Source organism: Nocardia sp. NPDC050713 (genome assembly GCF_040654315.1).
GTDB lineage: Bacteria > Actinomycetota > Actinomycetes > Mycobacteriales > Mycobacteriaceae > Nocardia.
Map to the genome: position 1 here is coordinate 113,129 of NZ_JBFAHS010000013.1, position 11,481 is coordinate 124,609.

The following is an 11,481-nucleotide window of genomic DNA, read 5'->3' on the forward strand; positions in this document are numbered from 1 at the left end:
TTCGCGCAGATATTTGACATGAACGATCATCGAGACGATTCTGTTGTCGTGCCGTCCGCTGACCACGCCCCCGCATCCCACCTGGCCGTCGAAGTCGCCACCCAGCCCGACGACTGGGCGCGCTCCGCCGCGATCGCCGCCGAACACCGCGCCCTGCTGCCGCAACCCGGCGAACGCGTCGCTGTGATCGGCTGCGGCACTTCGCTGTTCATGTCTCGGGCCATCGCCGCGCTACGCGAGGAGGCGGGCCAGGGCCTGACCGACGCGTGGCCTGCCAGTCAGGTGCGCGGCGGCCGGGACTACGACCGCTATCTCGTCATCTGCCGATCGGGCACCACCACCGAAGTGGTGTCGGCGATGCGCGAGATCCCGTCGCACGTCCCGCGCACGGTGATCTGCAGCAGCCCGGGCACCCCGGTGCTGGAGCTGGGCGATCCGATCCTCATCGACGAGGTCGACGAGAAGTCCGTGGTGCAGACCCGCTTCGCCACGACCACGCTGGCGATCCTGCGCTGGCATCTCGGCGAGGACCTCGGTCCCGCCGTCGAACAGGCGCGCGCCGTCCTGGCCGAAGATCCCGCCGAATCGCTGGCCGGGGTGCGCGGGGCCGAGCAGATCACGTTCGTCGGCATGGGTTTCGCGGGCGCGCTGGCCGAGGAGGCCGGGCTCAAACTGCGCGAATCCTGCCAGTCGTGGGCCGAGTCCTACCTCGCGACGGAGTACCGGCACGGCCCGATCAGCATCGCCGCCCCCGGCCGCGCGGTCTGGGCGCTCGGGCCGCTGATCCCGGATTTCGCCGCCGACGTCGCCGCCACGGGGGCGCACTTGGAACACCGCGACATCGATCCGATGGCGGAACTGGTCCGCGTGCACCGCCTTTGCGTCGCGCGCGCCGCCGACCTGGGCCTCGACCCCGACCACCCGCGCAGCCTGAACCGCTCGGTCGTCCTGGACCAGTGACCGGTACGCCGCCGTGTCCGCGCCCCCGCCCCGCATTCCGGAGCCGCCGACGACAAGGTTGCTGAGAGTAACTACGCTCCCGGAGATGGACACGCATCGCGTCGGCGGCAGCGCACCGGCGCCTGCGCCCGGCGCGGACTGCCGTGGGGCGGGCGGACGCGCCCTCGGTTCGGATCCGGCAGGTTCTGATGCCCTGACATTGGGCTTGGACGTCGGTGGCACCACCATCAAAGGTGAGATCGCCGACGCGTCCGGCACGATCCTCGCGTCGGGCACGGTGCCGACCCCGCGTGGCGAGGCGGCGTTCGAGGCGATGGGCGATCTCGGCGACAGCTTGCTCGCCGAATTGCCCGCGGATCTGCGCGACCGGCTCGGCCGGGCCGCCGTCCTACTGCCCGGCATCGTCGACACCGCACGATCGATCGCCGTCTTCAGCGGCAACGTCGGCTGGCGCGACGTGCACGTCGGCGACCGCTTCACCCGGCGCTGGGGCGTTCCGGTGTTGATCGAACACGATGTGGCCGTGGCGGGTTGGGCCGAATGGCGTTTCGGCGCTGGCCGCGATCACGGCGACGTTCTGGTGATCGTGCTGGGCACCGGCGTCAGCGGCACGCTCTCCGCCGGCGGCCGGTTGGTGCGCAGCGCCTTCGGGCAGGCGGGCGAATACGGCCACATTCCCGTGCGGTCCACCGACGGGTTGCGTTGTCCCTGTGGGAATGTCGGCTGCGTCGAAACTCTCGCCTCCGCCGCGGCCATCGCACGCAACTACGCCCGGTTGTCCGGGCGCGAAGTCAGCGGCGCGGCAGAGGTTTTCGGACGACTGCCGGGCGATCCCGACGCGGCGCGTGCGGTGGACGACGCCGTGGCCGCGCTCGCGGACGGACTGCTCGGCGTCGTCCATGCCGCCTGCCCCGAGCTCGTCGTGCTCGGCGGGGGGTTGGCCGGTGCGGGCGCCGCGCTCAGTGAACGATTGCAGGCGGCATTGGCGCAGCGTCTCCGGGTGGTGCCGGTGCCGAAGGTGGTGCTCGGCGAATTCGGCGCGCGCGCCGGGCTCGCGGGCGCCACGCTCTTCGCCCGGCACGGAGCACTGATATGACCGGGAGGCGCGACCCGGGACGCCCGGCCGAGACGCGATTCCGCCGGACACGAAGCACGCGACGCGGCCCGGGACGCCCAACCGACATACGATTCCGCCGGGCACGAAGCGCTCATGCGAGCGGGCGCGGCCCAGCGCTCTCGACGGAGACGCGATACCTCCGGGCACGAAGCCCTCATGCGAGCACCAAGGTAGGTACGGACCAACGGACGGAGGCTCGATGACTGACAACTCCACCGGCCTGGAAATCCGCGGTCGTATCTTGTCGGCGTCGTTCGACTTGACCGACGGCGTGATCTCCGTACAGAGCGACCGGATCGTCGCGGTCCGGCCGATGACCGAATGGCTTGCCTTCCATCCGGATTCGGCGCCGCCGAAGTTCTCGGGCCTGATCGTCCCCGGCCTGGTGGACATCCACAACCACGGCGGCTTCGGCCATCGATTCGACACCGTGGACGCGGACGACGCGCGCGCGGCCGCCGAGTTCCACCACTCGCGCGGATCGACGACGGTGCTCGCCAGCGTGGTCACCGGTCCCGCGGCCGACATGGTCGCCCAGATCGCGACACTGCGCGCGCTCGCCGCCGACGGCACGATCGGCGGAATCCACGCGGAGGGGCCGTTTCTCGCGGTCGCCCGCTGCGGCGCCCAGGACGTCCGCTACCTGCGCGACCCCGACCCAGGACTGACCGAAGAACTGCTGGCCGCCGCCGACGGATACCTGCGCGTCTGCACGATCGCGCCGGAGTTGCCCGGCTATGACGCGGTCGCGCGGCTCCTCACCGACAACGACGTGGTGATCTCCCTCGGCCACAGCGACACCGATTTCGCGCGCTTCCGGCAGGCGCTCGCCCCGACCGGATCGGCGCGGCTGGTGACCCACCTGGCCAACGGCATGCCGCCGCTGCACCACCGCAACGCGGGACCGGTCGCCGCGGCGCTGACGGCCGCCGTCCATGGCCACGCGGTGGTCGAGCTGATCGGCGACGGCGTGCACGTCGACGCCGGTTTCGGCGCGATGGTTTTCGCGGCGGCTCCGCGACAGGTCGCGCTGATCACCGACGCGATGCAGGCCGCGGGCATGCCGGACGGCGAATATCGGCTCGGGCCGCAGTCCGTCCGGGTGATCGACGGGGTGGCCAGGGTGGCCAACCGGTCGATCGCGGGCGGCACGGCGACTCTCGCGCAATGCCTGTCGTGGGCGGTCCGGGACTGCGGTGTGCCGCTGCCCGACGCGGTGCGCGCCGCGACCGCCGTACCAGCCGCCGCCGCCGGCCTGACCGACGTGGGCGATCTCCGGACCGACCAGTACGCCGACCTGCTGATTGTCGATGACGACCTGCAGTTGCGCCGGGTGCTCAGACGTGGACAGTGGTTGACGTGATCCTCACTGTGACAATGAATCCCGCTTACGACATGACCTACCGGGTCGAGCGCTTCGAGCGCGGGCAGGCGCACCGTGTCCGCTCGGTCGAGCAGCGCATCGGCGGCAAGGGCATCAATGTGACGCGGGTGCTGAACCAGCTCGGCAAGTACGCGAGGGCGACCGGCTTCTCCGATCACGCCTTCGCCGCGGCCGCCGAGCTGGAGATGCCGGTCGACTTCGTGCACGCGCTGCCGTGGGTCCGGCGGACGGTGGTGATCAGCGAGTCCCGTGACGGCACCGCCACCGCGCTCTGGGAGCCCGGCGCCCGCGTCTCGAACCCGCACGCCGCCGAGCAACTAGCCATCCGGGTCGCGGGCCTGCTGCCCGACATCAACGGCCTTGTCGTCTCTGGATCGCTACCGGGCGGGATAGATCCCGGCCTACCCGCCGAGCTCGCCCGATCGGCGGTCGCGGCGGGGGTCCCGACCATCTGCGATGTGGACGGCGAGGCGCTGCGGCTGGCGGCGGAGGTTCCCGGTGTGGTGTTGATGCCGAACACCGAAGAGCTGGAGCGTCTTTCCGGTCGCACGCCGACTACGCCGGAGGAGGTGGTTGCGGCCGCCCGCCCGCTGATCGATCGCGGCGTGCGAGCCGTCGTCGCCACCCGCGGCGTCGAGGGCATGATCGCGGTGACGGCCGACGGCGCGTGGTTCGCGACGCTGCCCGAGCCGCTGGCCGGAAACCCCACCGGCGCGGGCGATTCCGCCGCCGCGGCGGTGATCGCTGCGCTGTCCACCCGCGCGGAACCCGACTGGGCGGCCATCCTCACCGACGCCGTGGCCACCGCGGCGTCGGCCGTCGTCATCCCGGTCGCCGGGGAGATCGACCGCTGCCTGCGCACCCGCCTGGCACCGACCGTCCGGGTCGACAAGCTCGCCGCCCCGGAATCCGAAGAGACCACGCCATGACCGCGGAGACCCACCCATGCCGCTGACCCCCGTACCGGACTTGATCGCGGCCGCGAGACCCGGCGGCCTCGGCGCGTTCAACGTGATCACCCTGGAACACGCCGAGGCCATCGCCGCGGCCGCAGAGGACGCGGAACGTCCCGTGGTCATGCAGATTTCGGAGAACACCGTCCGCTATCACGGATCCCTCGCCCCGCTCGCGCTGGCGTGCCTACGGATCGCCGCGGACAGCTCCGCGTCCATCGCGGTGCACCTCGATCACGCCACTTCCACCGAACTCGTCACCGCCGCCGTCGAACTCGGCATCCGTTCGGTCATGTTCGACGCGTCCACGCTCGACTACGCCGCCAACGTCGCCGCCACCGCCGAGGTCGCGCGCCGGTGTCGCGAGCGCGGCGTGTTCGTCGAGGCCGAACTGGGCGAGATCGGCGGCAAGGACGGCGCGCACGCTCCCGGTGTCCGCACCGATCCCGACGAGGCCGTCGAATTCGTCGCTGCGACGGGCGTCGACGCACTGGCCGTCGCAGTCGGTTCCGCCCACGCCATGCACGCCCGCACCGCCGAACTCGACCTCGAACTGATCGCCACGCTGGCCGCGAAAGTCCCTGTGCCGCTGGTTCTGCACGGCTCGTCCGGCGTGCCGGACGACGGCCTGCGCGCCGCTGTCGAGCACGGTATGACGAAGGTCAACATCGCGACCCGGCTGAATGTGCTGATGACCGCGGCGGTCCGGTCCGCCGTCACGCGCGATGCCGCCCTGTCCGACCCGCGCAAGTATCTCGCTCCCGGCCGCGCCGCCGTGCGCGCGGAGGTCGAGCACTTCCTCCGTCTCCTCGCGGACCGACCACGCGACCCTCACCGGCACGGGCCGCCGAGGTAGGGCAGCCGACGAATACCGGCCGAGACCTCGAGCGCCAAATCCTGGTAGCCGAGCGCTAATTCGGCAAGGCGCTCCCAGTCGTCGTGCACTATCCAATCCGGTTCCGACACCAGCGAGGCGAAGGCGCGGGCGGAGAACTGGGCGAGGCGATCGATCACCATGCCGACGGATTCGGTGTGCATGTGCGCGCCGCCGTGCGCGGGCGGCAGCTCGGTGGCGACCCAGCGATCGATGCCGAGCACCAGGTGCACTCGGCTCTGATCGATGTCCCCGGTCGCGTCGGCCTCGGTGCGCAGTCGCCGCACGTGCAACTCACCGAGCGTATGTGCGGATTGCAGAACCGGATGTTCCTCGCTCGGCTTGGCGCGAAACGCCTTGAGCACTTGCTTTTTCGATGGCAGTGGTTCCACCGCGAATTCCCCTGTTCGAATCGTGGTGCAGGACAACGCTCTTACCGGGCGTATCGCCCGAAACGCGGTAACGCTTTCTCCCAAGGCCTTTCGTTGACCGCGAGGCCGATGGCCTCCAGCGCGGTGAGCCCGACCCGCGCGGCCAGATCGTCCATCAAGGCGACGGTGTCCGCCGCCTGCATCGCGGCGACCGCTTGCTCGGTGGTGAACATCCGGCCGCGCAGATAGGACACCACCCAGGTGTCGTCACCGACCCGCCGCGCCTGATGCGGCGTCCGGTCACCGACCATCAAGCAGCTACCCACAACATGCACAGACATCCACCCCTCGATCCCGCCGGGCGGGACCGGCCGGAACATACCCGCGATGTGACATGAGACACAAGGAGGCTAGGTTAGCGTCGCGTTGTACGTCAAGTTGACAAAATGAAACGGCGTTGTGCGAGCCGGTCACCGCGGGGAGTACGGTCATCTCCACGCATCGCTAGAGCTGGAAGGACATCATCCAACGATGGCACCACTCTCGCCGACGGTCGCGCGTCGGGAACTGATGCTCCGCATCGGGCGGAGGCGTAAGCAGAACGACGTCAGCGTGTCCGCGATCGCCAAGGAGCTCGGCTTCTCCATCTCCTACTGGTCGAAAGTGGAGAAGGAACGCGTCCTGGCCGAATCCAAACTCGACGAGCTGATGAAGCTACTCGACTTCGACGCGGCCGAACGCGAAGAGCTGCACGAACTTCGCGACATCGCCAGGCAGCGCGGGTGGTGGACCAGCTATTCCGGCTTGCTTTCCGACGAGATCGGCCGCCTGTACGGACTCGAACACGGCGCCGACAGCGTGCGCACCTACGAAAGCATCCTGATCCCCGGCCTTTTGCAGACCGCCGACTACGCCCGCGCGCTGATCGCGAACGATCGCGCGCGGATTCGCCAGGTCGAGATCGACCGGCTGGTGGAGATCCGGCTGCGCCGCCAGCAGCGGCTGCAGGGCCCAGATCCGTTGCGCGTCACCGCGATCGTGAACGAGGCGGCGCTGACTCAGCAGATCGGCGGTCCCGAGGTCATGTTCGATCAGGTTCGCCACCTGACCGCGCTGCTCGAGGAGCACATGGAGACCATCGACCTGCGGATCATTCCGTTCGAGGCGACCGGGGGCGGCTTGCTCGGCGGCGCGACGTTCCACCTGCTCGGCTTCGACAAGTCGGTGCTGCCGGATGTCGCGTGGACCGAGACGCTGGTCCACCACGGCGTCATCGAGGACACCGAGCCGGTGCGGCATCTCAACACGTTGTTCGCCAACGCCTTGGCCGAACAAGCGCTTTCGCGCGAGGAATCGCTTGCCGCGTTGGAACGCAAGATGTCCGAGGCGCCCGGCCGGTAGCATCGCGCTATGAGCAGCGTGTCGTCAGCCGAGACGGGCTGGTTCAAGTCGTCGTATTCCAGCGATTCGGTGGCCTGCGTGCAGGTCAAGTTCGAGCCGGGGCGGGTGCTGATCCGGGATACCAAGTACCGCGGCGAGGCGAGTGCGCGGCCGATGCTCGCTTGCTCGCCCGCGGACTGGGCGGCGCTCACCGCGGGCATTCGCGCGGGCGAATTCGACAGCCCCTGAGTGCTTGTCGGCGCGGACACTCTTCGGCGGACCCGGTCGGCGCGAAGCTCTCCTCGGCGCGGATGCCGACCGGCGCGAGCCGGGTTCGGCGCGGATCGCGATCGGTGGGCACCCTGCTCAGGTCGAGTCCTGTTCGGCGGTCGGCCCACATTCCCCACCTAATCCTCCCTAGCAGGTGCTCCTGTGCGGAGACAGCACACGAGCAGCCCCTACCTTCCCGTTGCCGGTGCTAGTGCGGAGAACTCCAGCCATGAAAAGGCTCACCTGCCTTCGCTTCGACGCGGGCGCGCACCCTGGCGACGTCGTCCTCCGAAGGCATCTCGTTGGTCACCTTGCTGATCATGACCTGGATGTCGGTTTCGTCGGCGGGCAGCGCGCCGGTGATCGCCAGCTCGGTGGCGATCTGCCTGACCTCGTCGTCGGACAAGCGGCGGCGCAGCAGCGCGAGCAGCGGGATGTAGTCGGACTCCGGGACACCGTCCGGATATCCGGCCCGCAGCCACTCGATGATGGCGTTCAGGAAAGGCGGCATCGCGGAACGCTTTTCGATTCAGTCGTCGGTCAGCGGTTCGGCGAGCGGCCAGCCGCCCGCCTCGAGCTGCGCGGCGACCCTGGCGACGTCGTGCTCGTCCGGCTGTTCCTTGGCGATCCTGGCGATCGCGGCCACGATGTCCTCGTGGCTGATCTCGGAGTCGGGATTGCCCGCTGCCAACTCCTGGGCGACGGCGGCTACCTCGTAGTCGGTGAGATGGCGGTGCAGCACCGCGAACAGCGCGACGTAGTCCGACTGCGGGATGCCCTGCGGATATCCGGCGCGCAACCAGCCGAGGACGCGGCCGAGGACCTTGGGGCGTGAGCTTTGGGTGTGGTCGGTCAATGCAGCGCCCTTCAGGACTGTCCGAACAGGTGGATGCCGAACTTGGCGGCGAGGAACGCCTTCGCCGTGTAGAGGATCCCGGTGACGATCGCGACGACGATCAGCGCGAAACAGGCGTACGCGCCGGCCAGCGCCGGATAGTTCCGGCGGGCGACGCCGCCCTCGCCGTCGACGGTATCGGCGGCGGACCACAGCCGCACCCCGACGGCGAAGACGATCGGCAGCCCGGCGCCGAGCACCAGGGACACCGCGACCACCTTCCAGAGGGAGTTCAAATTCGTGACGAGCGTGTGCACGGTGGCTCCTCTACAGCTGGGCGGAACGGGTAGGCGGATGCGCCTGCGCCGGAGGTCCCGCGTTGCGCGGATCGGTGCCGAGCGCTTGATCCCCGCGCGGATCGTCGGTAGAGCGCGGTCCGTGGTCGGCCTTGGCAACGTCGGAGGCAGCCGTCGGCGTGTCGGAGGACCGATCCGCGTCGCCGCCCGGCCACTCGTTGACGTTGGTGGTGTCGACCGGGTTGCGCCGGGACCGCAGCCACATCAGCGCGGCAAGGACGATCAGGATCCCGAAGACGACGAGGACGCCGGGCAGACCGCCGATGAAGTGCGCGATGGCCCAGCAGACCGCGCCGGCCAGACCCGCCATCGGCAGTGTGAGCAGCCACGCGACCACCATCCGTCCCATCACCGACCAGCGCACCTCGGCGCCCTTGCCGAGCCCGCTGCCGAGGATGGAGCCGGTGGCCGTCTGGGTGGTGGACAGCGGAAGACCGAAGTGGGCGGAGGTGAGGATGATCGCGGCCGACGACGATTCGGCGGCCAGGCCCTGCGGCGAATCGATCTCGACCAGCCCCTTGCCGAGGGTGCGGATGATCCGCCAGCCGCCGAGGTAGGTGCCCGCGGCGATGGCCACGGCGCAGGCCGCCATCACCCACAGCGGCATCTCGTCGTTCTTGGTCAGCGTCCCGTGCGCGACCAGCGCGAGGAAGATGACGCCCATCGTCTTCTGCGCGTCGTTGGTGCCGTGCGCGAGGGAGACCAGCGAGGCCGAACCGATCTGGCCCCAGCGGAAGCCCTCCCTGACCTTGCCTTCCTCGGACTTCGCCGTGATCCGGTAGACAGCGCGGGTGCCGATCGCCGAGACCAGCGCGGCGACCACCGGGGCGAGCACGGCGGGCAGCACGATCTTGGTGAGCACGCCGTCGGAGCCGGACGCCCAGATCACCCCGCCCCAACCGAGGGAGGCGATGGTCGCGCCGATCAGACCGCCGAACAGCGCGTGCGAGGAACTCGACGGCAGGCCGAACAGCCAGGTCAACAGATTCCAGAGGATGCCGCCGACCAAACCGGCCAAGACGATGATCAGCAGATCGTGTCCGTCCACCGCACCCAGCTGCACGATGCCCTTGGCCACCGTCGCCGCCACCTCGACCGACAGGAACGCGCCGACCAGGTTCAGCACCGCCGAGAGCGCCACCGCGACCCGCGGCCGCAGCGCACCCGTCGCGATGGAGGTCGCCATCGCGTTGGCGGTGTCGTGGAAGCCGTTGGTGAAATCGAAAGCGAGTGCCGTGACGATGACGATCAGCAGAACCAGTAATTCGACGGTCACGCCTCCAGTGTGCGGCACCGCTCCCGCGGATTGCCATGCGGTAACCGCCTGCCGGACAGACTTCGGGGTGCGCTAGCGTGGACGCCCGAGGTGGCGCCCGGTGCGGTGCGAGGCTCGGTCACCTCGCATTCACGGCAGCAGGGCGCGGATGGTGTCGATGGTGTCGGCGTCGGCGGGGTTCTTGTCGGGGCGGTAGCGGACCACGCGGGCGAATCGGAGGGCGACGCCGCCGGGGTAGCGGGGGCTCACCTGGACGCCGTCGAGGGCGATCTCCACGACGAGTTCGGGCCAGAGGTAGACGGTGTGCTGGTCGCGGGAGCGTTCGTGGCGGGGGAACTCGGCGGTCTGCCATTGCAGCAGCGCGTCGGTGAGGCCTTTGAAGGTCTTGCCGACCATGACCGGTTCGCCGGTCGCCGGATCGCGCGCGCCGAGGTGCAGGTTCGACAGGTAGCCGGTGCGGCGGCCGTAGCCCCATTCCGCGCCGAGCACGATCAAATCCATGGTGTGCGTCGGCTTGATCTTCAACCAGGCGCGGCCACGGCGGCCCGCGGCGTACGGCGCGGACAACGACTTGACCATCACGCCCTCGTGCCCGGCGGCGAGCGAGCCGTCGAAGTATTCGGCGGCGGCCTCGGGGTCGGGGCGGATCAGCGCGGGGATGGTGTGCTCGCCCGCCACCTGTAGCAGCGCGGCGCGCCGTTCCGAGAGCGGGGCGTCGAGCAGGTCCTGGCCGTCCAGGTGCAGGCAGTCGAAGAAGTACGGGTGCAGCAGCAGTTCTCTGGTCGAGCTCACCGCCGGAACGAGCGGACCCGCGGACGCGCCGGGCGGCAGCTTCGCCTCCTCGCCGGGCTCGGCCGTGGCGAAGCGGCTCATGGTCTCCTGGAACGGACGCGGCCGCCCGGAATCGGTGAGCGCCAGCGTCTCTCCGTCCAGCACGACGCTGCGGCACCGCAGCCCGGCCACCAGCCGGACCAGTTCGGGCACGCCGGAGGTGATGTCGCGCAGGGTCCTGGTGAAGACACGGACCTCGTCGCCGTCGCGGTGCACCTGGATGCGCGCGCCGTCCAGCTTGTGCTCGACGCTGACCTCGCCGTCGAACTCGTCCATCGCCTCGTCGAGCGCGGAACCCGGTGAGGCGAGCATCGGCTGGATCGGCCTGCCCACCTCGAGCCGGAACGCGGCGAGCGCCGCCGAACCGCCGGTGAGCGCGGCGGCGGCGGTGACGGGCAGCTGCCCGGAGAGCATGTACGCGCGCCGGACCTGCTCGACCGGCACCGCGGCGGCCACCGCGACCGCCTCGGCGACGAGCGCGGTCAGCGCGCCCTGCCGGAGCTCCCCGGTGAGCAGGCGCAGCAGGAACGACTGCTCGGCCGAGGTCGCGGCGCTCCAGAGCGCGGTCAGCAGTTCTTTGCGCCGGTTGGCCGAGCCCTTTCCGGCGACGGTGGCCAGTTCGTCGAACACCTTGTCGACCGCCGGAACCGACAGTGTCGCAACGGGAGACGGCGTGCCTTCCAGCCCGGTGATGGTGCGCCATCCGGTGCCGATGCGACCCTGGCGCAGCTCACCGGAAACCCACGCCACCACGGGCGTGAGTTCCTCCGGCGCGGCCGCGCCGAGCAGTTCGGCGAGCGCGGCGATCTTCGTCTTTCGGGACCTTGTCGCGCGAACGGTATCCGACGTCTGCACGACTTCCGAGAACAGCACC

14 protein-coding genes are annotated in these 11,481 nt (G+C 70.0%); 7 read left to right on the forward strand and 7 right to left on the reverse strand.

Annotated features, from left to right (window positions below):
* Positions 1-48 precede the first annotated feature (48 nt).
* The 5 genes from AB0H49_RS23510 (at position 49) to AB0H49_RS23530 (ending at position 5,270) form a co-directional block, all read left to right on the forward strand.
* The gene (locus AB0H49_RS23510) at positions 49-960 is read left to right on the forward strand and encodes a sugar isomerase (RefSeq protein WP_357254360.1); all 912 of its coding nucleotides are present in this window, start codon (positions 49-51) and stop codon (positions 958-960) included.
* 85 nt (positions 961-1,045) lie between these two features.
* Positions 1,046-2,056 carry an ROK family protein gene (locus AB0H49_RS23515; RefSeq protein WP_357254362.1) on the forward strand — a complete coding sequence of 337 codons (1,011 nt, stop codon included), beginning with the start codon at positions 1,046-1,048 and terminating at the stop codon, positions 2,054-2,056.
* A 220-nt stretch (positions 2,057-2,276) separates the two neighbouring features.
* Positions 2,277-3,440, forward strand: a complete 1,164-nt coding sequence (locus tag AB0H49_RS23520; RefSeq protein WP_357254364.1) for an amidohydrolase family protein — start codon at positions 2,277-2,279, stop codon at positions 3,438-3,440.
* Complete coding sequence (locus tag AB0H49_RS23525) at positions 3,437-4,390, forward strand: 1-phosphofructokinase (RefSeq protein WP_357254366.1); 954 nt, start codon at positions 3,437-3,439, stop codon at positions 4,388-4,390. Before AB0H49_RS23520 ends, AB0H49_RS23525 begins: the two co-directional genes overlap by 4 nt.
* 16 nt (positions 4,391-4,406) lie before the next feature.
* Positions 4,407-5,270, forward strand: coding sequence for a class II fructose-bisphosphate aldolase (locus tag AB0H49_RS23530; RefSeq protein WP_357254368.1), 864 nt, complete (start codon positions 4,407-4,409; stop codon positions 5,268-5,270).
* Here AB0H49_RS23530 and AB0H49_RS23535 read toward each other — a convergent pair.
* Both AB0H49_RS23535 and AB0H49_RS23540 read right to left on the reverse strand, forming a co-directional pair.
* Complete coding sequence (locus tag AB0H49_RS23535; protein ID WP_141808485.1) at positions 5,246-5,680, reverse strand: DUF4254 domain-containing protein; 435 nt, start codon at positions 5,678-5,680, stop codon at positions 5,246-5,248. The genes AB0H49_RS23530 and AB0H49_RS23535 overlap by 25 nt on opposite strands.
* A gap of 41 nt (positions 5,681-5,721) precedes the next feature.
* The gene (locus AB0H49_RS23540; RefSeq protein ID WP_357254370.1) at positions 5,722-6,000 is read right to left on the reverse strand and encodes a hypothetical protein; all 279 of its coding nucleotides are present in this window, start codon (positions 5,998-6,000) and stop codon (positions 5,722-5,724) included.
* A gap of 190 nt (positions 6,001-6,190) precedes the next feature.
* On the opposite strand from AB0H49_RS23540, the gene AB0H49_RS23545 reads away from it, so the two are divergent.
* Both AB0H49_RS23545 and AB0H49_RS23550 read left to right on the forward strand, forming a co-directional pair.
* On the forward strand, positions 6,191-7,060 hold the full coding sequence (locus AB0H49_RS23545) for a helix-turn-helix transcriptional regulator (protein WP_354998758.1): 870 nt from the start codon (positions 6,191-6,193) through the stop codon (positions 7,058-7,060).
* Positions 7,061-7,069: 9 nt separating this feature from the next.
* On the forward strand, positions 7,070-7,288 hold the full coding sequence (locus AB0H49_RS23550; RefSeq protein ID WP_354998757.1) for a DUF397 domain-containing protein: 219 nt from the start codon (positions 7,070-7,072) through the stop codon (positions 7,286-7,288).
* Between the two features lie 229 nt (positions 7,289-7,517).
* Here the strand turns inward: AB0H49_RS23550 and AB0H49_RS23555 are convergent, their stop codons facing one another.
* From AB0H49_RS23555 to AB0H49_RS23575, 5 genes are all read right to left on the reverse strand, one after another.
* Positions 7,518-7,820: a DUF3349 domain-containing protein gene (locus tag AB0H49_RS23555; protein ID WP_357254372.1), complete on the reverse strand. Its 303-nt coding sequence runs from the start codon at positions 7,818-7,820 to the stop codon at positions 7,518-7,520.
* An 18-nt stretch (positions 7,821-7,838) separates the two neighbouring features.
* Positions 7,839-8,165 carry a DUF3349 domain-containing protein gene (locus AB0H49_RS23560; RefSeq protein ID WP_357254374.1) on the reverse strand — a complete coding sequence of 109 codons (327 nt, stop codon included), beginning with the start codon at positions 8,163-8,165 and terminating at the stop codon, positions 7,839-7,841.
* Between the two features lie 11 nt (positions 8,166-8,176).
* Positions 8,177-8,461 (reverse strand): hypothetical protein, encoded by a 285-nt coding sequence (locus AB0H49_RS23565; RefSeq protein ID WP_097245304.1) that lies wholly within the window; start codon positions 8,459-8,461, stop codon positions 8,177-8,179.
* 10 nt (positions 8,462-8,471) lie between these two features.
* Entirely contained in the window at positions 8,472-9,776 is a 1,305-nt protein-coding gene (locus AB0H49_RS23570) for an inorganic phosphate transporter (protein WP_357254376.1), read from the reverse strand.
* 129 nt (positions 9,777-9,905) lie between these two features.
* Positions 9,906-11,480, reverse strand: a complete 1,575-nt coding sequence (locus AB0H49_RS23575) for an ATP-dependent DNA ligase (RefSeq protein WP_357254378.1) — start codon at positions 11,478-11,480, stop codon at positions 9,906-9,908.
* Position 11,481 lies beyond the last annotated feature (1 nt).